Here is a 25,463-nt window from a genome sequence, read left to right as displayed (position 1 = left end):
TCGTGAAAAATAAATGATTGAATATTCCAAAAAATAATTTACTTCCATGGATAAAGGTGGTAGATTATTCTCAGGAAAAGAGAAACCCAATTCGCGAATGGAACCATCAGACACGCTTTTCCGGCAGAGGACGCTCTGAATCCCATATGATCTGGAGGAATTCATGATGTTAAAAAGAAAATTATTTTCGGCCTTTCTCATCAGTGCTGCGGTATTTTCATCTGTGTTCTTGCCATCTTTTCATGCGAACGCCCAATCTGCCGTTATTGAAGCGAAAACCGTCAATAGTACGAAAGAATACGCGACGTCTGATATTGAAGTCACATACAAGCCGAATGCGCTGCTTGCCGTCGGCGCCGTTGAATTTCAATTTCCTGACGGGTTCAACGCCACTGTGAGGGACTCTGTAAACGGAAGAACACTGAAAGAAACGCAAATTCTCAACTACGGAAAAACGGTCAGACTTCCGCTTACCCTTGACTTATTGGGCGCGTCTGAATACAATCTCGTCCTAGTGCGTAAAAACCTTCCGCGCGCGGGCGCGTATACAATTAAAGGCGATTACGTAAACGGTTTGGGGGCCGGCAGTCTTTATGCCGAAACAAAGCTGGTTATTGACCCGCGTTAATCGGGGATGAAAGAGGCTGACAACAGCCTCTTTTTTTACACACAAAAACCTGGCATGAATCTTGCATATAAAAAGGGGCGTAACGACAATGTGAAAGGGATTGATGGGTTTTGGTGTAAAAGCGCTTACATTTTGTTCTGCCGGTAATTGAAGCTTACACGTAAAATACGATGAGGTGATAAAACATGTCAGCCAACCCGCTTTCTAAAAGCAATCAGAAAGATGAAGAAAAAGAAGTTCTTAATTTGTTCTTGTCAACACAATCGATCATAAAAGAGGCCCTGCGCAAACTGGGGTACCCTGACAATATGTATGAATTGATGAAAGAGCCGATGCGGCTTTTGACCGTCCGCATCCCCGTCAAAATGGACAATGGCTCAGTACAGGTTTTCACGGGCTACCGCTCACAGCATAATGACGCAGTCGGCCCGACAAAAGGAGGCGTGCGGTTTCATCCGGAAGTCAGTGAAGAAGAGGTTAAGGCGCTTTCGGTCTGGATGACTTTAAAATGCGGCATCACAAATCTTCCTTACGGGGGCGGAAAAGGCGGCATCATCTGTGATCCGCGGACGATGTCATTCGGAGAGTTGGAACGGCTGAGCCGCGGATATGTGCGCGCGATCAGCCAGATCGTCGGTCCGACAAAGGATATTCCGGCTCCCGACGTATATACTAACTCGCAGATTATGGCATGGATGATGGACGAATACAGCCGCCTGAGAGAATTTGATTCACCGGGATTCATTACGGGCAAACCGATCGTTCTCGGCGGTTCACAGGGGCGGGAGACAGCGACCGCGCAAGGCGTCACGATTTGTATTGAGGAAGCCGTTAAGAAAAAAGGGATTCCATTGGAAAATGCGCGGATCATCATTCAGGGGTTCGGAAATGCGGGGAGCTTTCTCGCTAAATTTATGCATGACGCCGGCGCCAAGGTGATCGGCATCTCAGACGCCCACGGCGCTTTGTATGACCCTGACGGCCTTGACATTGATTACCTGCTGGATAAGCGGGACAGCTTCGGCACGGTGACGAATCTCTTCTCGGATGTCATAACGAACCGGGAGCTGCTGGAAAAGGACTGTGATATTCTCGTGCCTGCCGCAATCTCCAATCAGATTACGGCTGAAAACGCCCATCACATTAAAGCCTCAATCATTGTGGAGGCGGCGAACGGGCCGACAACGATAGACGCCACGAAAATCCTGAATGAAAGAGGCGTGCTTCTCGTGCCGGATATTTTGGCAAGCGCCGGCGGCGTGACGGTGTCTTATTTTGAATGGGTGCAAAATAATCAAGGCTTTTACTGGTCTGAGGAGGAAGTCGCCGGAAAACTGCGCAGCGTCATGGTGAATTCGTTTGAATCCATTTATCAGACAGCGCATACCCACAAAGTCGATATGCGTTTGGCCGCCTATATGACGGGCATCAGAAAGTCGGCTGAAGCGGCCCGGTTCCGCGGCTGGGTATAAGTGTTACCCGCAAAGAGATTTTGCGTCAGTTATATAGTAGATCGCAAAATTTCTTTGCGTTTTCAGATTGCAGCTGACAGATTCGGACAAGCTTCGTCCGCTTTCGGCAAAGATTTTCTTATTTTTATCACAAATTGCTATGCTGGTATGCTTCTTGCATCTTCATAAAGCGTGAGCACACATTACAAAATACGGGGAGGAATTCTAATGACAGTTTCATACGCACACGAACCATTTACAAATTTTCAGGAAGAGACAAATAAACAATCGTTTCAGGAAGCGCTGGCTTATGTGAATTCACAGCTCGGCAAGCATTATCCGCTTATCATCAACGGTGAAGCGATTGAAACGGATAAAAAGATCATTTCCGTCAATCCGGCAGATAAAAAAGAAGTGATCGGTTCTGTATCGGCAGCCGGAAAAGAACTTGCGGAAAAGGCCATGCTGGCTGCGCTGCAGGCATTTCAAACATGGAAAAAAGTACGGCCGGAACACCGCGCGAATGTGCTGTTTAAAGCGGCGGCGATCATCCGCAGAAGAAAGCACGAATTCTCCGCGTATCTAGTGAAAGAAGCCGGAAAACCGTGGAAGGAAGCGGATGCTGATACGGCGGAAGCGATCGACTTTTTAGAGTATTATGCCCGTCAGATGCTGAAACTGAAAGACGGTTCCCCTGTAAAGAGCCGTGACGGAGAATTTAATCAGTATCACTATGAGCCGCTTGGGGTGGGAATCGTCATTTCTCCATTCAACTTCCCGCTTGCGATCATGGCGGGAACGGCGGCGGCAGCCATCGTAACAGGCAACACGATACTGCTGAAACCGGCGGATGCGGCGCCTGTCGTGGCGGCGAAATTTGTTGAAGTGATGAAAGAAGCGGGCCTGCCGGACGGCGTGCTCCAATTCATACCGGGCGACGGAGGAGAAATCGGCGACTATCTGGTTGAGCATCCGAAGACGAGATTTGTGTCGTTTACAGGCTCCCGCGCGGTCGGATGCCGCATCTATGAACGCGCCGCAAAAGTACAGCCGGGCCAAAAGTGGCTGAAACGGGTCATTGCCGAAATGGGAGGGAAAGATACGGTGCTTGTAGACAGAGATGCTGATCTTGATCTTGCCGCTTCCTCAATCGTGTATTCCGCCTTCGGATTCTCAGGCCAAAAATGTTCAGCCGGTTCGCGTGCGGTCATTCATCAGGACGTCTATGATGAAGTTGTTGAAAAAGCCGTCGCTTTAACAAAATCACTCACCGTCGGAAGTCCGGAAGATTTTGATACATACATGGGGCCAGTCATCCACGAAGCATCTTATAATAAAGTCATGAGGTATATCGAAATCGGCAAAACAGAAGGAAAACTCCTGACGGGAGGCGAAGGTGATGATTCAAAAGGATACTTTATTCAGCCGACCATTTTTGCGGATGTTGATGAAAACGCCCGCCTGATGCAGGAGGAAATTTTCGGGCCGGTCGTCGCGATCTCAAAAGCCCGTGATTTCGACCATATGCTTGAGATTGCCAATAATACCGATTACGGACTGACGGGCGCTCTGTTATCGAAAACCCGCGCGCACATTGAACGCGCCCGCGAAGATTTTCACGTCGGGAATCTATACTTCAACCGCGGATGTACGGGAGCGATTGTCGGATACCAGCCGTTCGGCGGCTTCAATATGTCAGGAACCGATTCAAAAGCCGGAGGACCTGACTATCTGATTCTTCATATGCAGGCAAAAACAACGTCTGAAGCCTATTAATCTTTCGGAAATAGCGCGATGAAAAAGAGAGTCGCGCTATTTTCTCTATATTAGGGTAAGGAGGATGGAACATGTATCAGCAGCTCAGCAAAATGCTTCCGGAGGAGAAAATAGAAGCCATTACGAAATCACTGGTAGCGTTAAACAGCATCAACGGCACATTGGGAGAAGGAAAAAAAGCCGACTATATCAAAGATATGATCAAGAGCTTTCCCTACTTTCAGGAGAACCCGTCACATGTGTGGGAGCAGGCGATTCCTGAGGACCCTTACGGCCGCAAAAATATTTTCGCATTTATTGAGGGAAACGGCGACAGCCTGAATACGGTCATTTATCACGCTCATCTTGATACGGTCGGCATCGAGGATTTCGGCCCTTTAAAAGATATCGCTTTTGATTCCGACCGTCTCGCGGAGTATTTCTCAAACTATGAATTTGATCGGGATGTGCAGCGGGACGCCCGCTCAGGCGAGTGGATGTTCGGAAGGGGTTCGGTTGATATGCAAAGCGGTATTGCCGTTCATCTCGCCAATCTGCTTCACTTTTCTGAGCGGCGCGATCAGCTGCCGGGCCATATTCTGTTCATGGCAAACCCGGATGAAGAAAGCCAGCATTCCGGCATTTTAACGAGCATTTCTGAATTAAAACGGCTGAAACAAGAAAAGCAGCTTCGTTATTTAGCAGCGATTAATAACGATTTTATCACCCCGCTGTATGAAGGTGACACGACAAGGTACATCTACACGGGCGCGGCAGGGAAGCTTTTGCCTTGCTTTGCGATTTACGGGCGGGAGGTGCATGTCGGAGATACGCTGTCCGGCATCGACCCGAATTTGATCGCGTCAGAAATCACCAGAAGAATTCACAACAATATTCATATGGCGGAAAACATTGAGGGAGAGCTTGTGCTTCCGCCGACCTGCCTCTACCTGCGTGACAACAAGGAAGCGTATAACGTGCAGACCGCCGTCAGCAGCTATGTCTATTTTAATTATTTTATTTACGAGAAAACCGCCAAAGAAGTCATGGATCAGCTGACTGCGGTGGCTGACGAAGCCTGCAAAGAGACAGAACAAAAATTATCTGATTATTACGACGAATACTGTGAGAGAACGAGCCTGCCGAAAAAAGAGATGTCATGGAACGTTCAAGTGTACAGTCTGGAAGATTACCTGAAAAGGCTGAAAAGCCGCGGGATAGACCCTGCACAATGTATCGGGCAGGCATTTAAAACATATGAACATCTTGAACTGCGGATGAGATGCTTTAAAGCCGTCGAGGAACTGCAAAAACTCGATCCTGAGCAGGGAGCTAAAGTCATTATTTTCTATGCGCCGCCTTACCTTCCGCACAATTATCTGAAGGAAGAAAGCACACGGGACCGGCTTTTGCAGCATGTCATTCAAGAAGCGGTCGATAAAACAGCGGCGTCAACCGGAGAAACATTCGCCTTTAAAAAGTTTTTCCCTTATTTAGCGGACGGAAGCTTTTTATCGCTGCATGAAACAGACGAGGAGGTCTCCGCCTTTACAGATAATTTTCCGGGCTGGGATGTCATCGGGACGATTCCTTTTAAAGAAATCAGGGAATTGAATATTCCGTCGGTCAATATAGGGGTATACGGAAAGGACGGCCATAAATGGACGGAACGCGTGTACAAGCCGTACACATTCCATGTGCTGCCGGAACTCATTCAGCAGACGACAATGCACCTTTTGCACAGCTGCCGATTAGACATACGCACAAATGGCTGACATAACGGAATAAGGGGGATGTATATGCAGGGAGATACCAATCAAACTGAATTGCAGCGCACGATGAAGGGCCGGCATTTGTTTATGATCGCCCTCGGCGGCGTGATCGGGACGGGGCTGTTTATGGGCTCCGGTTTTACGATCAGTGAAGCGGGACCGATCGGCGCGATATTGGCTTATGTGATCGGCGGATTTTTAATGTATCTGGTGATGCTTTGTTTGGGGGAGCTTGCAGTCGCCATGCCGGTCGCAGGGTCATTTCAGGCGTATGCGGCAAAGTTTCTCGGGCCGTCTACTGGTTTTACGATCGGGTGGATGTACGCATTCAGCTGGGCCAATACAGTGGGGCTTGAACTGACGTCGGCGGGGATTTTAATGCAGCGGTGGTTTCCGGCCGTTCCGATTTGGGTGTGGTGCCTTGTATTCGGTGTCGTCATTTTCTCCATTAATGCGCTGTCGGCGCGGAGTTTTGCGGAAATGGAATTTTGGTTTTCCAGCGTCAAGGTTATGGCTATTGTATTATTTATTATTCTCGGCTGTGCTGCCGTATTCGGCTTTGTCGGTTTTAACGGCGGGCAGACGGCGCCGTATCTGTCAAACTTTACGACGGACAAAGGGCTTTTCCCGAACGGTGCTCAGGCCGTGCTGTTTACGCTTGTCATGGTGAATTTTTCATTCCAAGGAACCGAACTGGTCGGAATCGCCTCGGGAGAAAGCGAAAATCCGGAAAAGACGCTTCCCCGCTCAATCCGAAACGTCATATGGCGGACGCTGTTTTTCTTCGTGCTGGCGATGTTTGTTCTCGTGTCCATTTTGCCGTACCAAACGGCAGGGGTCATCGAAAGCCCGTTTGTCGCTGTGCTGGATAAAATCGGCGTATCCTATGCGGCTGACATCATGAACTTCGTCATTCTGACCGCCATGCTGTCGGTGGCGAATTCCGGGCTGTACGCTTCGTCCAGAATGATGTGGTCCCTGTCAAAAACTAAGATGGGCCCCGCTTCCTTAACGAAACTGACGAAAAAAGGCGTGCCTCTGAAAGCTCTTTCCATCACCATCGCCATCTCCGGTTTATCCCTGCTGACAAGTGTATTCGCGGCTGAAACGGTGTATGTGTGGCTCATTTCCATCTCCGGTATGATTACCGTCGTCGCGTGGATGTCAATCTGCGCTTCACAATTCGTTTTCCGGAGACGCTTTCTCGCTGAAGGAGGAAATCTGAAAGACCTGGCGTTTAAAACGCCTCTTTATCCGATCGTGCCGATTCTCGGATTTTCGGTTTACGGTCTTATCTTAATCAGTCTCATTTTTATCCCCGACCAGCGTATCGGTCTGTACTGCGGCGTCCCGCTGATGATCATCTGTTACGCGTATTATCACTTCGGTATCAAAAAACGCCTGAAGCGTGAGCCGGCTTCTTCGGAAAAAGGCGCTGCCGGATAAGAAAAAAAGCCCTTCGCTTAAAGCGGCGGGCTTTACTTTGTTTTCCGTTTGGCCGACAGCACATAGGATAGAACGGCACAGAACTCAAAACCGAAAATGCTGACGGCCATCGGCCAGGCATTTTCTTCTCCGGCAATACCGACAAGGGGAGCGGCAGCCGCACCCCCGATAAAGGGCAGGAGTCCGAGAAGAGCCGCAGCGCTTCCCGCGCCTTTCTCCTGTTTCTGCATAGCCAAAGAAAATCCCGTCGTCGTGACGATCCCGACAGAAGAAACAATGATGAATAAAGAAATGCAGACCGCCGTCAGGCCTAAACCAAACGCAAGTGATAAAAGCAAAGCGATGCTTCCGATGACGGCGATCAACAGCCCGGAGACAAACAGCTTCCGTTCATCATGTGTTTTAGCCATCCGTCCGGTGATTTGGGTGGCGCATATGATTCCCGCACCGTTTACGGCGAACAGCAGGCTGAACATTTGCGCTGATACGCCGTAGATGTTTTGCAGTACAAACGGCGACCCGGCAATGTATGCGAACATGCCGGTCATCACAAATGCCTGGCTGAGCGCAAATCCCATAAACATCCGGTCGCCAAGCAGGCCGCGAAACGTCATCAGCGTCTCCCGGAGTCCGCCGCTTGTCCGCTTTTCCGGCGGGAGTGATTCAGGCAACGCCGTAAGCACGGCGGCAGAAATGATACAGCCGATCACTGCCAGCACGATAAATACGATTTTCCAGCCGGCGAACTGAAGGATAAATCCCCCTGTAATCGGCGCTAAAATCGGCGCCGCCCCATTGACGAGCATCAGTAATGAGAAAAAAGCCGTCAATTCTTTTCCGGAATACATATCGCGTGCGGAAGCCCGTGCGATGACGATTCCGGCCGCCCCGGTGAATCCTTGAATAAACCTCATGACAATTAAAAACGAAACAGAAGGGCTGAAGGCGCATAATAAAGAAGACAGCGTATAAAGCAGCAATGACAGAATCAGCGGCTTCCGGCGCCCGATCATATCACTGAGCGGCCCGACAACGATCTGCCCGACCGCCAGCCCCAAAAGACAAAACGTCAGGCTCAGCTGCGCAAGTGACGCTGTCGTATGAAGATCGGCCGCCACTTCAGGCAAAGCGGGCAGATACATATCGAGCGAAAGCGGCCCGAATGAAGCGAGCGTCCCGAGAATCAGTACCATGCCGAGGCCTGCGCGGGCGGCCTTTGAATCAGCGTTATTCATTCCATGACCCCCACCTTAACAAATGATTCTATCACTATAGCATAACCGGACGGCGTATTTTATATTATTTGTTGAATATAAACTAAATATTTTATTTAAAATCTGAATGTAAATAAAAAATCAGAATTGGTTTTCATGTGAAATGTAAAATGAAACATAAGGATGCTAAACTATAAAACAACAAAAGGTAGAAAAGTTTTACGGAAGAGGTGTTCAAAGAGCATGAACAGCAAACAAACCGATCACATCGAAACGAAACGCCGATTTCCGATCTGTCTCGCGCTTGCTTTGACATTAGGCGTATTTGCCGCCGGTTCTGAAGAGCTGGTGATTTCTCCGCTGCTTCCGGATTTAGCGCGGGCTTTCAGCTCGGATGTCAGTGTGCTGGCGCTTTCCATCAGTATTTACGGAGTGATGATTTTTATCGGCGCGCCGCTTCTCGTTCCGCTGGGAGATAAATATTCCCGGGAGCTCAGCCTGATGGCGGGGCTGCTTATATTTACGGCCGGCACGGTGATCTGCGCGCTGGCGCACAATCTCTTTTTCTTCTTTCTGGGCAGGGCGCTTTCCGGGCTTGCGGCGGGTGCGTTTGTGCCGACAGCATATGCGGTGGTCGGCGACCGTGTGCCTTATGCGTACCGCGGCAAGGTGATGGGTCTGATCGTGTCAAGCTGGTCGCTCGCTTTGATTTTCGGCGTTCCGATCGGCTCTTTTATCGGCGGTGTTTTGAATTGGCGGTGGACGTTTTGGATTTTCGCCCTCATGTCTGTCCTCGTTGCTTCGCTCATTTTCATTGAGGCGCGCCGCAGTACGGCGGATGGGGATAAAACAGAAGAGGAAAACGGACGGCAGGCAGGCACTTTCCGGGATGCGCTGAAGGTGCCCCGTGTCCCTGTATACCTCACAATCACTTTTTGCAACATGATCGGTTTTTACGGCATGTATTCATTTCTCGGCACCTATCTTCACCGCATGCTCCCAGGGGGAAATACAGCTTCAGGGCTGCTGATCATGGTGTACGGAATCGGTTTTTCCATGAGCGTGTTCACCGGAAAAATCGCAGATAAGTCGGGGAAAATGCGCTCTTTGATCGCGGCATTGGCCGTGATCAGCATATGGCTTTCCTGTCTCGCCTATGCGCCGTCATCAATGCCGTTTTTGGTCATCGGGTTATTCGTCTGGGGATTGATGCAAAGCCTGACGGTGACCTTGCTCAGCACCATTTTAAGTGATTGCTCACAGAGCCGCCGGGGCAAAATCATGGCATTTTACAGCCTGGCGTCCAATTTGGCCGTCACCTTGGGTTCTGCTGTCATGGGTCCGGTCTATGTCGGATACGGATATGCAGCTGTCGGATTTATCTGTGCGGCCGTCACCCTCATCGGTTTTGTCCTCAGCGTTTTCGCATACAGAAGGTATGGGAAATATGAGCATCAGGCCGACCAATCATTGTATCGGTAAAATAAAGTTTCTATAATTTTGTAAATGTTAATTTTTAACACCTTATATCTTAAGGTGTTTTTTAATATATAGGAATAATTATCAATATTTTCAAATAATATTGACAGCTTGAACGTCTATGGATAATATTTACTTAAAATTTAACAGATTGGTTGGTGCTCATGATTATATTGGATAATAGCATTCAAACAAAAAGCAAGGCTTATTCAATATCTAAACTGATTACGATCAACACGCTCGGTCCTGAAGGGACAAGCAGTGAGTACGCAGCAAAAAACTTCATCACCAATTTTACCCTTCTCCAAGGGGTGAACAGTAAATTATCACTGCATGATACATTTGAATCGTGCATTGAAAAAACGCTTCAAAGTCCGCTGGAATACACAATTGTGCCTCACGCGTATGACGGCATTAAGCACTTCTACATGAGACCGGATCTGCAGCTTCTGCAAATTTTCAGGTGCGACACCCCGATGTACGGCCTGGCTGTCCGGCCCGGTTTTGAATATACGGATGACATGCTTGATAAGGCTGTCATCGTATCCCACCCGTCTCCTATCAATTTGATTAAGTATTTTACCCGTAAAGATGTCACGTTTGATCTGGTGAACTCAACGAGCGCAGCCGCGAAAAGAGTGAAGGATGGTTTGTCCGACATCGCGCTGACAAATGAGCTGGCCAGACAAAAGTACGGCCTTCACTTTGTCAAAACATTTAAAAGCATTCCCATGAGCTGGTCATTATTCGGAAAAGGAGAGATTCATGATGAAAACTGAACAAGATTTGCAGGAACTTTATTTCCCGACGCCTAAATTAATAGAATGGGATAACGGAGTAAGACAATATTCGTCTGTCAGAGGCGATACGGAAGTTCTGCTTTCTTACGTTCCGCCGCATACAAACGTGGAACCGCATCAGCATAAGGAAGTCCAAATCGGCCTTGTCGTTTCCGGCGAGCTGTCCATGACTGTCGGAGATGTCACAAGAAAGATGACCGCGCTGGAATCAGCCTATATCGCGCCTCCTAACGTGCCTCACGGCGCAAGAAATGAGACGGATCAAGAAGTGATCGCCATTGATATTAAACGCCTGAAAGCCGGTGAAACCTACACAAGCCCCGAGGACTATTTTTTGAATATTTTTAAAACGAGAGACTTATTGCCTGGGATGGAAGTCACGTTCTTCGTGGAAGACTGGGTGGAAATCATGCTTGCCAACATTCCGGGCAACGGAGGAGAAATGCCGTTCCATAAACACCGCAATGAACAGATCGGCATCTGCATCGGCGGCGGCTATGATATGACCATTGAAGGCTGCAAAGTGGATATGACATTCGGCACAGCTTATTTCTGCGATCCGAGAGAAGATCACGGCGCCATCAACAGATTTGAAAAAGATTCAAAATCAGTCAATATCTTTTTCCCTCCGCGCTATAACAGAGCAAAAGCGAAAAAATTAGAGGCGAAAGAGTCATGAACCTGACGGATAAAACCGTCCTCATCACAGGGGGCGCATCAGGCATCGGTTATGCCGCGGTTCAGGCGTTTCTGAATCAGCAGGCGAATGTGGTCGTCGCGGATATTGATGAGGCGCAGGGAGAAGCGATGATCCGGAAAGAAAACAATGACAGGCTGCACTTTGTCCGGACGGATATTACAGATGAACCGGCATGTCAAAACGCCATCCGGTCAGCGGTTGACAAGTTCGGCGGATTGGATGTGTTAATCAATAACGCCGGCATCGAAATTGTCGCGCCGATTCATGAGATGGAGCTGAGCGATTGGAACAAGGTGCTTAATGTCAATCTGACGGGCATGTTTCTTATGAGCAAGCACGCGCTCAAGTATATGCTCAAAAGCGGCAAGGGCAATATCATTAACACGTGCTCCGTCGGAGGAGTCGTTGCATGGCCCGACATTCCCGCATATAACGCCTCTAAAGGCGGCGTATTGCAGCTGACGCGTTCGATGGCCGTCGATTACGCCAAACACAACATCCGCGTCAATTGCGTGTGCCCGGGAATCATTGACACACCTTTGAATGAAAAGTCGTTCCTTGAAAACAACGAAGGCACGCTTGAAGAAATCAAAAAAGAAAAAGCGAAAGTCAATCCGCTGCTGAGACTCGGCAAGCCTGAAGAAATAGCGAACGTCATGCTGTTTCTCGCGTCGGATTTATCAAGCTATATGACCGGAAGCGCGATCACCGCAGACGGTGGATACACCGCACAATAGAGAAGGAGTGTTTACATATGGAGAGAAAAACAGTATTGGTCATTGCTGATCTTGGAGGCTGCCCGCCGCACATGTTTTATAAAAGCGCTGCTGAAAAATATAACCTGGTCAGCTTTATTCCAAGGCCTTTTGCAATTACAGCCTCTCATGCAGCTTTGATTGAAAAATACTCGGTCGCGGTCATTAAAGATAAAGACTATTTTAAGAGTCTGGCTGATTTTGAGCATCCCGATTCGATTTACTGGGCTCATGAAGATCATGACAAACCTGAGGAAGAAGTAGTCGAAGAAATCGTCAAGGTGGCCGGCATGTTCGCGGTTGATGCCATTACGACCAACAATGAACTGTTTATCGCTCCGATGGCAAAAGCGTGTGAACGTCTCGGCCTGCGGGGAGCGGGCGTACAGGCCGCTGAAAATGCCAGAGATAAAAACAAAATGAGAGCCGCCTTCAACCGGGCCGGCGTCAAATCCATCAAAAACAAACGGGTGACGACGCTGGAAGATTTCCGCGCCGCGCTTCAGGAAATCGGAACGCCGCTCATTCTGAAGCCTACATATCTGGCGAGCTCCATCGGCGTGACGCTTATCAAAGAGATGGAAACGGCAGAAGCCGAATTTAACAGAGTCAATGAATACCTGAAGTCGATCAACGTACCGAAAGCGGTCACGTTTGAAGCGCCGTTTATCGCGGAAGAATTTTTGCAGGGCGAGTATGACGACTGGTACGAAACAAGCGGTTATTCCGACTATATCAGTATAGAAGGCATCATGGCCGACGGGGAATACTTCCCTGTCGCGATTCATGATAAAACACCGCAAATCGGATTCACGGAGACATCGCATATTACGCCGTCCATCCTGGATGATGACGCGAAGCGGAAAATCGTCGAAGCAGCCAAAAAGGCGAATGAAGGACTAGGCCTCGAAAACTGCGCAACACATACAGAGATTAAATTAATGAAAAACCGGGAAGCCGGACTGATTGAATCAGCGGCACGATTTGCGGGCTGGAACATGATTCCGAATATTAAAAAGGTCTTCGGCGTCGATATGGCGCAGCTGTTATTGGATGTTCTCTGTTTCGGAAAAGAAGCCGATCTGCCGAAAGGATTATTGGAGCAGGAGCCATGCTATGTCGCCGACTGCCACTTGTATCCTCAGCATTTCAAAGAGAACGGCCAGCTGCCTGAGACGGCTGTCGATTTCGTCATTGAAAGCATTGACATTCCCGACGGCGTCTTAAAGGGAGACACCGAAATCGTTTCTTTCTCGGCGGCCGAGGCGGGTACATCCGTGGATCTGCGGCTGTTCGAAGCGTTCAACAGCATTGCGGCGTTCGAGCTGAAAGGAAGCAATTCGGGTGACGTGGCCGAATCAATCAAACAAATTCAGCAGCAGGCGAAGCTGACTGCAAAGTATGCGTTACCGGTATGAAACAGCTGAAACCGAACTCTAAGTATTTGCTTTTCGGGCAGGCGCTTTCGTTTATGGGAGACTATTGCGTTCTCCCGGCCCTGCTCATTTTGTCTACATACTATCACGACTACTGGGTGACGTCCGGCGTCATCGCGGTCCGCAGTATCCCGATGGTGTTTCAGCCGTTTTTAGGCGTGCTCGTGGACCGGCTCGACAGGGTGAAAATCATGCTGTGGACGGATGTGATCAGAGGCGTCATCTTTTTGGGGCTGACATTTCTCCCGAAAGGCGAATATCCGCTGCTTTTTCTGGCGCTGCTGTTTGTTTCTTACGGAAGCGGCGTGTTTTTTAACCCGGCGCGTCTCGCGGTCATGTCGTCTTTAGAAGCGGATATTAAAAATATCAACACTTTGTTTGCAAAAGCCACGACGATTTCGATTATTGTCGGCGCTGCAGCCGGCGGACTTTTTCTGTTAGGCGGTTCTGTGGAGCTTGCCGTCGCGTTTAACGGGGTGACCTATCTTGTCTCCGCGTTTTTCATCAGCCGCATTAAGCTTCAATACGTGCCGATTCAGTCAGAAAACGTGAGAGAAGCTTTTCAGTCGTTTAAAGAAGGCCTGAAGGAAATCAAAACAAATGCTTTTGTGTTAAACGCCATGTTCACGATGATTACGATGGCGCTTTTGTGGGGTGTCGTCTACAGCTATTTCCCGATTGTCAGCCGCTTTTTAGGCGACGGGGAAATCGGCAATTTCATCCTGACGTTCTGCATCGGCTTCGGCGGCTTTATCGGCGCCGCTCTTGTCAGCAAATGGGGCTTTAACAATAATAAAGGGCTGATGTATTTTACAGTGTTATCGATCGTTTCGCTTGCGCTGTTTTTGTTTACCCCGATTTTCGCTGTGTCAGTCATTGCCGCCATTCTTTTCTTTATCGCAATGGAATACGGTGAGGTGCTGGCGAAGGTCAAAGTTCAGGAGAACGCGGCGAACCAGATTCAGGGCCGGATTTTTTCGGTGGCGGAGGCCTCCATCGGATTGTGCATCGCCGTCGGTTCCATGCTGATCAACATTGTAGACGCGGCAGTCATCATGGCGTTTATCGTCCTTTTGGTCAGCGGGCTGTTTCTGCATACAAAACTGGTCAATAAATCCTTTTCAGAACGGAATAACGAATCAGAGCAAATTCATTTATAAGGAGCCTTTCAGATGGAAATCATACCGTCCGACGTCATCAAGACACTTCCGAAACAGGAATTTTCGCTCGTTTTTCAAAAGGTAAAAGAGATGGAGAAAACGGGAGCCCAGATCATTAATCTCGGGCAGGGGAATCCCGATCTCCCCACACCGCCGCATATCGTTGAAACATTGCGGGAGGCTGCGCTGAATCCTTCGTATCACGGATACGGCCCGTTCAGAGGCTATCCGTTTCTGAAAGAAGCCATCGCGGAATTTTATGAGAGAGAGTACGGGGTATCGGTCAATCCGGAGACAGAAGTCGCGCTGTTCGGCGGAGGGAAAGCTGGTTTGTACGTTTTGACGCAATGCCTGCTGAATCCCGGCGATATCGCCTTAGTCCCGAACCCCGGCTACCCTGAGTATTTATCGGGCATTACAATGGCCAGAGCGGAGCTGCATGAGATGCCGCTTCATCCGGAAAACGGCTATCTGCCGGATTTTGAGCGGATTGATCCCGCCGTCCTGAAAAAAGCCAAGCTGATGTTTTTGAATTACCCGAATAACCCGACGGGCGCGACTGCGGATCAGGCGTTTTATGAAAAAGCGGCAGCGTTTGCAAAAAAACATGACATCCACCTTATTCACGATTTTGCATACGGCGCGTTCGAATTTGATCAGAACCCGGCCAGCTTTCTTCAGGCGAAAGAAGCGAAAACGGTCGGCGCGGAGCTTTATTCATTTTCGAAAACCTTCAATATGGCAGGCTGGAGAATGGCATTTGCCGTGGGGAATGAGAAAATCATTCAGGCGGTCAATGAGTTTCAGGATCACGTCTTCGTCGGCATGTTCGGCGGTCTTCAGCAGGCGGCAGCGGCGGCGCTGTCAGGAAGTCCTGAGCATACGGAGCGTCTGAAGCGCACATATAAAGAACGGATTGACTTTTTCACGGCGTTATGTGAAAAGGAATTAGGCTGGAGCATTGAAAAACCGAAAGGGACTTTTTATGTATGGGCTGAAATTCCGAATGAATTCGAGTCTTCACACCAGTTTTCTGACTATCTGCTGGAGCATGCCCATGTTGTCGTGACGCCCGGCGAGATTTTCGGCAGCGGCGGAAAGCGTTATGTCAGAATATCAATGGTGGCCAAGCAGGGCGATTTGAGGGAATTCGTGCTGCGGATTCAAAAGCTCGGTTTGTCCTTTCCTTCATTACAAGAAACATCCCGCTGAGAGCGGGATGTTTTTATTATATGCTTTTCATGCTGCCGCCGTCGGCTGACACTTGCTGCCCGGTAATATAGGAGGCTTCTTCAGAGGCAAGAAAGGCAGCCAGCGCCGCGGTTTCTTCCGCAGTTCCGACACGCTTCATCGGGACGCCTGAGGCAATCCGTTCTTCCGCTTCCGCTTTAGAAATGCCGTTTTGCTTCATGACATTCTTGACGAATTGGTGATAACGGTCTGTGGCGATAAATCCGGGATTCAGACAGTTGACAGTAATGTGAAAAGGCGCAAGCTGAATGGCGATGTTTTTGCTGGCATTAATTAGAGCGGCGTTCATCATGCTGTTGGTAAACATATTGGCGCCGGGTTCTTTCCATAGGTTTCCGACGATATTAATGATTCTGCCGAATTCGTGCTGTTTCATGATTGCTGCGGCCGTTTTCATAGAGTCGATATAAGCGATTGTTTTATTCGTAAAGGTATTTGTCATATCCTCTATATCGCAGGTTTCAAAGGTATCCGGCGAGCCGCCCGGAATGTTGTTGATCAATACATCAAGCCGTCCGCATTGTGATCTGATCTCTTCAAAAATGCCGGCTCTTGTCTTCTGGTCCGACATATTCCCGGCCAGAACGGTGACGCCCGCATCCGGATGTTTGGCGAGGATCTCTTCTTTTACCGATTCGATATTTTCGGGAACTCGTGAATTAATGACGGTATGAAAGCCATTGTCCGCCAGTTTCAGAGCGATCGCTTTGCCGATCCCCTGACTGGCTCCCATAATAAACGCGGTTCGTTTTGACAACTGTCTGCACCCCTTTACCAAAATGGAATCTCCTTTACATCGTAAAAAAAAATGATAAAAATAGCAAATTTTATTTAAATTCTGGCAAAGAAAAAATAATAAGTGAACTTAACCTTAGTTGAAATAAAAATTTCATTAATCAGTATAGAATCAATTTTGAAATAATATATGAAATGGTAAAAAATACCCTTTTATAAAAAGAATCCTTACGTTAGCATATAAAATATTCAAAAAACAAACCGGGAAAGAGAATAAAAAATTAAAAAGGAGGTTAGTTTTAATGAAAAAAAAGGAGCGCATAATTATTGTAATATCAATCCTTATAATATTTTGTTCATTGATAGCAGTTGCATCAAATATCTATCAAAAAAAAGATAATTTATATGCTGGGCAGGCTACTACAAATGAAGTGAGAAATGCAATAAAAGATCAAAATCACGTATTTGTATACTATTATCAAATAAATTGTCTTCATTGTAAAAGGGTTTCACCATATCTTATTCCGATGGGAGAGAGAATAAACGGAAAATTCCTTATATTAAACATCGAAGGTGATCAAAAATCTTGGGAAAGTTATAAGATAAATCAAACACCGACATTAGTCGTTTATAAAAATGGAAGGGAAACTAATAGAATTGAAGGGGAACAGACTAAGAATAAATATAAAAACTTTTTTAATTCGGAAAGTTGAGCATGTATCCGTAGCAATCATATCAGTAATAATGCTGTATTCTGGTTTTATGAAATTATTTGACGTATATAGTTTTATATTTTCACTACAATATTATCAATACATACCCGAGTCAATGTATCTAATAGTAGGGTTTGCAGTCCCCATTATTGAAATAATGATTGCGTTTTTGATCTGGGTGAAACGATTTCGATATTTTTTTGTAATATTTTATAAACTGTTAATCACAATATTTCTTATTCTGTTAATAGCTAATTTCGGTAGATATTTTCCGTATGGTTGTGGTTGTTTTGGTAATGGAAACGCAGAAACTATTGGTTATTCAACGATTTTCAGAGAGGTTTTGTTTTTGATCGCAAGTTCTTTGTACTTAATCTTAAGGAAATATTGAATATATAAATATTTTCGGTTAACCGCAATTTTTTTATATTATGATTACAAAAAAAGGAAAGGGAGAGATCATATGATTAAAAAAATTTGGGATGCAAAGCACTACCTACTGTTGACTTTATCAATCTTATTGGCAATTTCGTGTATATTGCCTAATTTTGCATCAGCGGATTATGAGCCAGGAGATGAAAAATTAAGTAGAGCATCCAAATCTGAAACATTAAAAATTGATGACTGGATTAAAGATTGGGGAAAAAAAGATGAAAAACTGGCGTTGATGAAGAAGTACAGCAAAAACATAAAGTTTGATAACAGCAAAAGACATATGATGAAAGTTGATAATTATGGAAATAAAACGCTTTATTATGCATATTATCCTTTAAAAGGAGAAAACGTCGAAAAAGATAGCAATTTTATCGTTATACTAGATGAAAATGGTAAAATTATAGAAGACTACTCTTTATTTGGTGTAAGGGAGAAATCTGGGAAAGTTGCTTCAAAGGTGATTAAAAATAAAAAACTCATTTATAATGCTGAAATTAATAAATCTGGAGAAGTTGAATCAGGTTTTGTTATTAAAGACAATGGTGAAAAAGTTGATTTAACAAAAAACATGTCTTCTCAGGGGTTTAAGCAATGGTGGAACTGCTTTAATTCTTGTTTATCGGGACAAGGGGTTGCTTCGTGGGCAATCGCTGCATTAGCCACACTATGTGGTGTTGCTTGTGCTAGCACTGCTGGTGCTGGTTGCTATGCTTGTCTGTTGGCAGCTGATGTTGCAACTGGTTCTGTAATAGGAGTTTGTTATGGACGATGTAAAAGTAAATTTTAAATTTGTAAAATTAGCAGGGCAATCCCCTGCTAATTTTTTATAAAGATCAAGTAAATATTGGGCTCAGTCAATCGTTTTTAAATTATAAATAAAGGGACCTAATGTATGGTAGCGTGGTTCCAAAGATTTTGTTTTAAAGGGGTTTTCAAAGGTGAACAATATAACGAAAACAGAGAGTGAAATCATTGATCTAATAGCTAAAGAAAAATCCAATATAGAAATAGCTGAACAATTAGGTTATTCTCAAAGAGCTATTGAATATCATATAGCAAAAATACGTAAAAAGTTAAATGTACGTTCTCGAGTTGGAATAATAGTAAAAGCTTTCAAAAAAGAATTAATTTAACTAACTTTCAGTATTAATTGTTAGTATTTCTTATTTAGAATGAGGATCGATATAAATGCTGTACTTATAACTAACGAGGAAAATAAGAGTAAAATCTGTTCTTTGTCTAGGTTGATTAAATTAAAATAAAATATTGTCAAGAAAATGAAAAGATAAATTAAGGTTAGCATAAAAGTATAGGCTAAGCTCTTCTGTATTATAAACTTTCCTCGTTCATCTCTTTTTAATGGTAATGATGGGAAGGTAGCCCATAGAACAAAGCTTATTATTGAAAGAGTTAAGATGGGAAAAGTTATTGAAGGTAATTTTGTTTGCGTAAATATTGATAGTGCTATAAAAGCTCCCGAGACGATAATGAAAAAAACAAAAGATATTAAAAAAAAGTTCTTCTTCATTTCTATTCCTCCTCTAACAAAAATATATTCTCTACACTTTCCTTGAAAATCTTTGCTATTTTCAAAGCTAAGGGCAGGGAGGGATTATATTTCCCATTCTCAATTGAAATGATGGTTTGTCTGGACACTTTTAATTTCAAGGCTAACGTTTCCTGTGAATAAGAATGCCTCTGTCTAATTTCTTTTAACCGATTTTTCACTCATATTTCACCTCATTTCGATACAACAATTGCTCAGTAAGTAAAGTTCGCTTTACGTAAAGTAAACTTTACATCAGGTTCAATATTTTGTCAATAGTTTTTTGAAAAAAGTGGCTGGGACAAAACTAGCTTCAAATAATGAGAAAGGTGAATTTGGGGGTACTCAAATTCATCTTTCTTTATTTTTATGTATAAATTCTTCTATTACCTTAGAAGTTGGCAGTGAATTTTCTTAAATTCACTGCCATTAATGCGAGACCCATTTCGTTTGCTACCTTCGATTTTCCTCGTACAGAAAATCGAGTGAAACGCAAATTAGCCTTCAAGAATCCAAAAACTGGTTCCACATCGGTTTTACGTTTTCGATAGATGGCACTCGTTTTCTCTTCTGAAAGCTTCGCTCTCACATATTCTTTTTGCTGTTCCCATTTTTTGTTCACCATTAGTTTTCGATTGTTTCCTTCTTTTGCCTTGGTACATGATGAACGGAATGGGCATCCTGAACAGTCTTCGCACTCGTAGACTTTGAAACTCCTTTGGAAACCTGTAGCGTCCGTTCGGACAGAATGATATTGAAATTCTAAACGTTTCTGATTAGGGCACGTATATGTATCGGTTTCTTGATCATATACCCAGTTATCAGGATTAAATGTATTTTGTTTGTACTTTTTCTTTTGTTCCTTCAAAAACATGTTATATGTTATCAGTGCTTCTCGGTTTCTGTTTGAGAGAATATCACTAAAGTTTTGTTCACTACCATAACCTGCATCTGCAACTATATGTTTCGGTAACTCGAAATAATGTTGCTCGATCTCATCTAAAAATGGAATTAACGTACGTGTATCTGTTGGGTTTGGAAATAGACTATAAGCAAGCGCATATTGACCTTCCGTTGCGATTTGTACATTGTAACCAGCTTTCAATTGCCCGTTTTTCATATAATCATCTTTCATTCGCATAAATGTCGCATCTAGATCTGTTTTAGAATAGCTATTACGTGGTCCAAAGATTTTAAGATCCTGTTGGTACTTCCGTTTTCTTAGGATAAAATCAATCAACTGTTTACGCACTTGTTTCGGGTATTTTCGTTCCCTTCGTAAGGCTTTTCGTTCCGTAACGTCTGAAGATGCTTCTATTTGTTTATCATATTCGGTCACTACTTCGTCTACTTTTTGAACCATTTGAGTGAGCTCTCCAAATGATAGCTGTTCATCACTTTCCCGTTCCATTTGGGGTATGATTTCGTTCTCAAGCAACTCATTGTACAACTGGTTTGACTTATCAATTAAACGCTGATGAAATTTCTCAATCGCTTTCTTCCAGACAAACGTAAATTTATTCGCATTCGCTTCAATCTTTGTACCATCGATAAATATCGCTTCTTGATCGATCAGTTTTTCTTCAATCAATTGGCAGCGAAATTGGATGAAACATTGACGGATTAAATCTTTCACTACTGGTTGAACACGAAATCGGTTAATTGTACGGTAGCTTGGTTCATACCCTTGAGCTAACCACATCATACGGATACTGTCTTTTAATAGGGCCTCTATTTTACGCCCTGAAAAGACAGATTGAGTGTAGGCACATAGAATAATTTTAAGCATCATGCGTGGATGATAGGCAGGACAACCTTCATTTCGAAGAAATGGTTCAAACGCTTCTTGAGGGATACTTTCCACTAAATGATGGACATGGTAGGCAATATCATTATTTTGTAACTTTACTTCTAAATCTAAAGGCAAAACGATTTGATTCATGGTATAATCTTTAAACATAAGGACACTTCTTTCTGATTAGATTTTGTATGGTAACTTAATTTTATCAGAAGTTGTCCTTATTTTTTATTGTAAAATAATCAAAAACGGTGAAAGTTTACTCGTCGTAAAATTTCACCGTTTTTTTCGTCTTAGAGGTGGGTTTTGTCCCAGCCCCTTTAACAACTTATTACACGTGCAAAAACTTCGGAAGCGTGTCGAGAGACAAGCGGTTTCCGACAAAAAATGAACCGAATTCGCCGTAGCGCGCGCTGACTTCATCAAAGCGCATTTCGTAAACAAGTTTTTTGAACTGAAGCACATCATCGCTGAAGAGCGTGACGCCCCATTCGTAATCGTCAAAACCGACAGATCCCGTGATAATCTGTTTGACTTTGCCGGCATAGCTCCGTCCGATCAAGCCGTGGCTTCTCATCAGATTTCTGCGTTCATCCATAGAAAGCATGTACCAGTTGTCATTGCCGCTTCTTCTTTTATCCATCGGATAGAAGCAGACGTATTTCGCTTCAGGCAGCTCAGGATACAGGCGGGCGCGGACATGCGGATTTTCATACGGATCGCCCTCTCCGCTTGCCAGGTAGTTGCTCAGCTCAACCACGGACACGTAAGAATAAGCCGGGATTGTAAATTCAGCAAGCTTTGATTTGTTAAATTCAAGCTCGATTTCGTTCAGCTCTTCCATTGTCGGGCGAAGAATCATCAGCATAAAATCAGCTTTCTGTCCGACGATGCTGTAGATGGTTTGCGAGCCTTTGCCTTCTTTTTGGGCGACGCCCCATTTTTCAAGCAGTCCCGTAAATTCGTGAATAATCGACAGGCGCTCATCGCTGGATAACATCTTCCATGACGTCCAGTCTATTGTGCGGAAATCGTGAAGCGCGTACCAGCCGTCAAGCGTTTGGGCGGCTTCGTTCGTTTTTTGCTGCTCACTCATGTATCTTCACTCCTATATCTTTTCATTACATTGATGCCTTCACTATATCACAGTTTAACCGTTTCGGCTGTGGAGAAACCTTGAATAATCCGAAGCCTTGTGTCAGAAACTAAGCCGTGAAACAAACCGTCAATTAAATTAGTTAGAAAAATAAGATTTCTTTTTGAAAGCGCTATAATGGAAGTTGGTTATTTGAATTTAGCTGGAAGAAGAGTATGCTGTAAAAGTAAGCGTTTTTTGTCAACATAGAGGAGGGTATATCGTGGCAGATTTATTTACAAAAGTACAAGAAAAAGTCGCAGGAAAAGATGTGAAAATCGTATTTCCTGAAGGGTTGGACGAACGTATCCTGGTTGCGGTCAACAACTTGGCGGGCAACAAGGTATTAAAGCCGATCGTAGTCGGCAATAAAGAAGACATTCAAGCAAAAGCGAAAGAATTAAACCTTACGCTTGACGGCGTGGACATTTTTGACCCGCATACATATGAAGGCATGGAAGAACTCGTTCAGGCTTTCGTAGAACGCCGCAAAGGCAAAGCGACGGAAGAACAGGCCCGCAAAGCTTTGCTGGACGAAAACTATTTCGGCACGATGCTTGTGTACAAAGGTCTCGCAGACGGACTTGTCAGCGGAGCTGCACATTCTACAGCCGATACGGTGCGCCCTGCACTTCAAATCATTAAAACAAAAGAAGGCGTGAAAAAAACATCAGGCGTCTTCATCATGGCCCGCGGTGACGAGCAATATGTATTCGCTGATTGCGCGATCAACATTGCCCCTGACAGCCAGGACCTTGCCGAAATTGCCATTGAAAGCGCCAATACGGCTCAAATGTTTGACATTGACCCGCGCGTTGCCATGCTCAGCTTCTCTACAAAAGGATCGGCGAAATCAGATGAGACGGACAAAGTGGCTGAAGCCGTGAAAATTGCGAAGGAAAAAGCGCCTGAGCTTACGCTGGACGGCGAATTCCAATTCGACGCTGCATTTGTGCCGTCTGTCGCGGAGAAAAAAGCGCCGGACTCCGACATTAAAGGAGACGCGAATGTATTTGTATTCCCAAGCCTTGAAGCAGGAAACATCGGCTACAAAATCGCTCAGCGCTTAGGCGGCTTTGAAGCGGTCGGACCGATTCTGCAAGGATTGAATATGCCTGTAAACGATCTTTCCAGAGGATGTAATGCGGAAGACGTCTACAATCTTGCGTTAATTACGGCTGCTCAAGCGCTGTAATCCGCTAATGCCGGCCTTTTAAGAAGGCCGGCTTTTTTTATAGAAAGAAAGCCACTGCGGCCCAGCCGAACAGCGATAAACAGAGAGAGCCGATCAAGCCTGCCGCGAGCGCCCGCCAGCCATTATGACGAAACGCCGATATATGAACGTTCAAACCGAGACCGGCCATTGCCATGCCGATTAAAACATAGGACACTTGAACAAGAAACGCGGAATGCGCGGCGGAAATGATGCCTGATGTGTGGATGGCGCTCATTCCGAGAAATCCGAAGATAAACCAAGGGATCGGCAGTGAAGCAGCAGAGCCCGTCTCTGATTTCCCGCCGCGGCGCGCCCGCATTCCAAGCATGAATGCAACCGGGACGAGCAGCGCGACCCGCGTCAGCTTGACGATCACCGCCATCTCGACGGCTGCTTTTCCTCCGGCGCTTCCGGCTGCTGCCGCATGCGCCACCTCATGAAGCGTTGCCCCGCAAAAGGCGCCGTAAGCAGCAGGAGAAAAGCCCAATACATGATAAGAAAGAGAATATACAACTGTAAAAACGGTTCCTAATAACGAAACGGCGGCTGCACTGATGGCTGTCGCATTTTCGTTTGACCTGATTTGCGGCGCGATCGCGGCAATGGCAGCCGCCCCGCAGATCGCAGTGCCGCAGGCTGTTAACATGCTGAGTGTCTGATCAATGCGGAACAGCCGGGACAGTCCGTATACGACGGCACCCGCAACCATCATACAGCAGACGGCAATTGCAAATACGTGCCAGCCGGCATGATAGATATCCGTCAAGTTCAGTCTCATGCCAAGCAGGATAATACCGGCTTTCAGCAAGTATTTGCTTGAGAATCCAATCCCCGGCTCGAATGCCGCCTGCTGTCCGAAAACGGCGCGCCAGACCATTCCGATCAGCATCGCGAGGACAAGCATGCCGAGCAAATTTAAAAACGGCAGGCGGCTGGCATAGAAAGCCGCAAACGCAATTCCTGCGGTAACTGAAACACCCTTTACCATCTTCATCTCCGTCACTTCCCATTAGGTTGATAACTTCACTTTACTGCGGTCTTAATCATTAGTAAAATATATTTATATGATCTAAACAATCAGGAAAAATAATGATAAGGGGCGATGCTTTTTGTATTATGGGGAACTGAAAACATTCATTGCAGTCGTCGAAGAAAAAAACTTTACAAAAGCGGCGCAGAAGCTGATGATTTCTCAGCCGAGCGTCAGCCTTCACATTAAAAATCTGGAGAAAGAATTCCAAACCGCCTTGCTGAACCGCTCCCCGAAGCACTTTACGACTACGCCGACGGGGGACATTCTCTATCAGCGCGCGAAGCAAATGGTCTTCTTGTACGAGCAGGCGAAAACCGAAATTTACGCCCATCATCATTATGTCAAAGGGAAGCTCAAAATCGCCGCGAGCTTTACCATCGGCGAATATATTCTGCCGCCGCTTCTCGCAAAGCTTCATGACGAGTATCCCGAACTGAACCTTGACGTCATGATCGGGAACACGGAGGAGGTCAGCGAAGCGGTTCGGATGCTTCAAGCCGATATCGGATTAATAGAAGGACATACGGGGAAAAACGAGCTCGACATTCAGCCGTTCATGGAGGATGAATTATGCATTGCCGCACCTAACGGACACCCGCTCGCAGGCAGAAAAAACATCCCGGTCACCGACTTGCAAAATCAAGCGTGGGTGACGAGGGAGAAAGGTTCGGGGACAAGGGAGTATTTGGATCATGTCCTGCATTCAAACGGACTGCGGCCGAAATCCATGATGACGATCAGCAGCAACCAGGGCGTCAAGGAAGCTGTGATCAGCGGAATGGGTCTTTCCGTTCTGTCAAAAAGCGTACTGCAAAAGGATCTGCTTCACGGCAGCATTTCCGTGCTTCAGATCAAAGGATTTTCCTTAAAGCGGAAACTGTCTATCATTCAATCTTCCATTATGGAGAACACAAAAAACAAAGAAATCTTCATCGCTCTTTTGAAAAGTCAATTTCAATCATCTTAAGCGGAATGATATAATAAATGCATGGAAAGCCTATGACG

At 45.8% G+C, this 25,463-nt stretch carries 24 protein-coding genes; 18 read left to right on the top strand and 6 right to left on the bottom strand.

The features are described 5' to 3' along the window. Window positions 1-166 precede the first annotated feature (166 nt). From bslB to NYE50_RS20210, 5 genes are all read left to right on the top strand, one after another. Complete coding sequence (bslB, locus tag NYE50_RS20230; RefSeq protein ID WP_060562400.1) at window positions 167-628, top strand: biofilm surface layer hydrophobin BslB; 462 nt, start codon at window positions 167-169, stop codon at window positions 626-628. Window positions 629-813: 185 nt separating this feature from the next. After that, on the top strand, window positions 814-2,100 hold the full coding sequence (locus tag NYE50_RS20225) for a Glu/Leu/Phe/Val family dehydrogenase (RefSeq protein ID WP_014419156.1): 1,287 nt from the start codon (window positions 814-816) through the stop codon (window positions 2,098-2,100). 207 nt (window positions 2,101-2,307) lie between these two features. Continuing rightward, window positions 2,308-3,855 (top strand): L-glutamate gamma-semialdehyde dehydrogenase, encoded by a 1,548-nt coding sequence (gene pruA / locus NYE50_RS20220; RefSeq protein WP_022553947.1) that lies wholly within the window; start codon window positions 2,308-2,310, stop codon window positions 3,853-3,855. A 71-nt stretch (window positions 3,856-3,926) separates the two neighbouring features. Further along, window positions 3,927-5,609, top strand: coding sequence for a M20 family metallopeptidase (locus NYE50_RS20215; protein WP_159353564.1), 1,683 nt, complete (start codon window positions 3,927-3,929; stop codon window positions 5,607-5,609). Window positions 5,610-5,633: 24 nt separating this feature from the next. Further along, window positions 5,634-7,052: an amino acid permease gene (locus NYE50_RS20210; protein WP_159353563.1), complete on the top strand. Its 1,419-nt coding sequence runs from the start codon at window positions 5,634-5,636 to the stop codon at window positions 7,050-7,052. Window positions 7,053-7,084: 32 nt separating this feature from the next. Here the strand turns inward: NYE50_RS20210 and NYE50_RS20205 are convergent, their stop codons facing one another. After that, on the bottom strand, window positions 7,085-8,287 hold the full coding sequence (locus NYE50_RS20205) for a multidrug effflux MFS transporter (protein ID WP_014419153.1): 1,203 nt from the start codon (window positions 8,285-8,287) through the stop codon (window positions 7,085-7,087). A gap of 222 nt (window positions 8,288-8,509) precedes the next feature. On the opposite strand from NYE50_RS20205, the gene NYE50_RS20200 reads away from it, so the two are divergent. The 7 genes from NYE50_RS20200 to NYE50_RS20170 all read left to right on the top strand — a co-directional run bounded on the left by NYE50_RS20200 (window position 8,510) and on the right by NYE50_RS20170 (window position 15,808). Next, the gene (locus tag NYE50_RS20200) at window positions 8,510-9,748 is read left to right on the top strand and encodes an MFS transporter (RefSeq protein WP_159353562.1); all 1,239 of its coding nucleotides are present in this window, start codon (window positions 8,510-8,512) and stop codon (window positions 9,746-9,748) included. Window positions 9,749-9,909: 161 nt separating this feature from the next. Continuing rightward, the gene (locus NYE50_RS20195; protein WP_017418682.1) at window positions 9,910-10,524 is read left to right on the top strand and encodes a bacilysin biosynthesis protein BacA; all 615 of its coding nucleotides are present in this window, start codon (window positions 9,910-9,912) and stop codon (window positions 10,522-10,524) included. Then, window positions 10,514-11,224: a cupin domain-containing protein gene (locus NYE50_RS20190; protein WP_003151000.1), complete on the top strand. Its 711-nt coding sequence runs from the start codon at window positions 10,514-10,516 to the stop codon at window positions 11,222-11,224. The genes NYE50_RS20195 and NYE50_RS20190 overlap by 11 nt, the downstream gene beginning before the upstream one ends. Continuing rightward, window positions 11,221-11,982, top strand: coding sequence for a dihydroanticapsin 7-dehydrogenase (gene bacC / locus NYE50_RS20185; protein WP_017418684.1), 762 nt, complete (start codon window positions 11,221-11,223; stop codon window positions 11,980-11,982). Before NYE50_RS20190 ends, bacC begins: the two co-directional genes overlap by 4 nt. A 17-nt stretch (window positions 11,983-11,999) precedes the next feature. After that, window positions 12,000-13,418 carry an ATP-grasp domain-containing protein gene (locus tag NYE50_RS20180; RefSeq protein WP_014419149.1) on the top strand — a complete coding sequence of 473 codons (1,419 nt, stop codon included), beginning with the start codon at window positions 12,000-12,002 and terminating at the stop codon, window positions 13,416-13,418. Beyond that, window positions 13,415-14,596 carry an MFS transporter gene (locus NYE50_RS20175; RefSeq protein ID WP_007407671.1) on the top strand — a complete coding sequence of 394 codons (1,182 nt, stop codon included), beginning with the start codon at window positions 13,415-13,417 and terminating at the stop codon, window positions 14,594-14,596. The genes NYE50_RS20180 and NYE50_RS20175 overlap by 4 nt, the downstream gene beginning before the upstream one ends. A 12-nt stretch (window positions 14,597-14,608) precedes the next feature. Continuing rightward, entirely contained in the window at window positions 14,609-15,808 is a 1,200-nt protein-coding gene (locus NYE50_RS20170) for a pyridoxal phosphate-dependent aminotransferase (RefSeq protein ID WP_020957988.1), read from the top strand. Window positions 15,809-15,824: 16 nt separating this feature from the next. Here the strand turns inward: NYE50_RS20170 and NYE50_RS20165 are convergent, their stop codons facing one another. Continuing rightward, a complete protein-coding gene (locus NYE50_RS20165) occupies window positions 15,825-16,604 on the bottom strand; it encodes an SDR family oxidoreductase (RefSeq protein ID WP_063093971.1) in 780 nt (259 codons plus the stop codon). A 280-nt stretch (window positions 16,605-16,884) separates the two neighbouring features. Here NYE50_RS20165 and NYE50_RS20160 point away from each other — a divergent pair, with 280 nt between their 5' ends. The 4 genes from NYE50_RS20160 to NYE50_RS20150 all read left to right on the top strand — a co-directional run bounded on the left by NYE50_RS20160 (window position 16,885) and on the right by NYE50_RS20150 (window position 18,863). Next, complete coding sequence (locus tag NYE50_RS20160; RefSeq protein WP_098081863.1) at window positions 16,885-17,295, top strand: thioredoxin family protein; 411 nt, start codon at window positions 16,885-16,887, stop codon at window positions 17,293-17,295. Then, on the top strand, window positions 17,219-17,686 hold the full coding sequence (locus NYE50_RS22020; RefSeq protein ID WP_445661852.1) for a MauE/DoxX family redox-associated membrane protein: 468 nt from the start codon (window positions 17,219-17,221) through the stop codon (window positions 17,684-17,686). Before NYE50_RS20160 ends, NYE50_RS22020 begins: the two co-directional genes overlap by 77 nt. Window positions 17,687-17,758: 72 nt before the next feature. Then, window positions 17,759-18,517, top strand: a complete 759-nt coding sequence (locus NYE50_RS20155; RefSeq protein WP_098081862.1) for a hypothetical protein — start codon at window positions 17,759-17,761, stop codon at window positions 18,515-18,517. Between the two features lie 151 nt (window positions 18,518-18,668). Continuing rightward, on the top strand, window positions 18,669-18,863 hold the full coding sequence (locus NYE50_RS20150) for a response regulator transcription factor (RefSeq protein WP_017418691.1): 195 nt from the start codon (window positions 18,669-18,671) through the stop codon (window positions 18,861-18,863). Between the two features lie 397 nt (window positions 18,864-19,260). Here NYE50_RS20150 and NYE50_RS20145 read toward each other — a convergent pair whose 3' ends face one another. The 3 genes from NYE50_RS20145 to hemQ all read right to left on the bottom strand — a co-directional run bounded on the left by NYE50_RS20145 (window position 19,261) and on the right by hemQ (window position 22,170). Further along, window positions 19,261-19,458 (bottom strand): helix-turn-helix transcriptional regulator, encoded by a 198-nt coding sequence (locus NYE50_RS20145; protein WP_017418693.1) that lies wholly within the window; start codon window positions 19,456-19,458, stop codon window positions 19,261-19,263. 209 nt (window positions 19,459-19,667) lie between these two features. After that, window positions 19,668-21,236, bottom strand: coding sequence for an IS1182 family transposase (locus NYE50_RS20140; RefSeq protein ID WP_340762868.1), 1,569 nt, complete (start codon window positions 21,234-21,236; stop codon window positions 19,668-19,670). Between the two features lie 169 nt (window positions 21,237-21,405). Beyond that, complete coding sequence (hemQ, locus tag NYE50_RS20135) at window positions 21,406-22,170, bottom strand: hydrogen peroxide-dependent heme synthase (protein ID WP_014419145.1); 765 nt, start codon at window positions 22,168-22,170, stop codon at window positions 21,406-21,408. 262 nt (window positions 22,171-22,432) lie between these two features. On the opposite strand from hemQ, the gene pta reads away from it, so the two are divergent. After that, window positions 22,433-23,404, top strand: a complete 972-nt coding sequence (gene pta / locus NYE50_RS20130; protein ID WP_003151012.1) for a phosphate acetyltransferase — start codon at window positions 22,433-22,435, stop codon at window positions 23,402-23,404. 37 nt (window positions 23,405-23,441) lie between these two features. On the opposite strand, the gene NYE50_RS20125 is transcribed toward pta, so the two are convergent. Further along, window positions 23,442-24,419: a YeiH family protein gene (locus tag NYE50_RS20125; protein ID WP_159353560.1), complete on the bottom strand. Its 978-nt coding sequence runs from the start codon at window positions 24,417-24,419 to the stop codon at window positions 23,442-23,444. A gap of 115 nt (window positions 24,420-24,534) precedes the next feature. On the opposite strand from NYE50_RS20125, the gene NYE50_RS20120 reads away from it, so the two are divergent. Next, entirely contained in the window at window positions 24,535-25,425 is an 891-nt protein-coding gene (locus tag NYE50_RS20120) for a LysR family transcriptional regulator (RefSeq protein ID WP_016937573.1), read from the top strand. The last annotated feature ends 38 nt before the right edge of the window (window positions 25,426-25,463 follow it).

The sequence above is a fragment of the Bacillus sp. EU55 genome, from assembly GCF_038005925.1.
Classification (GTDB): Bacteria; Bacillota; Bacilli; order Bacillales; family Bacillaceae; genus Bacillus; species Bacillus velezensis.
Note: the sequence above shows the minus strand (reverse complement) of the source record. Positions and strands in the feature narration are given on the sequence as shown.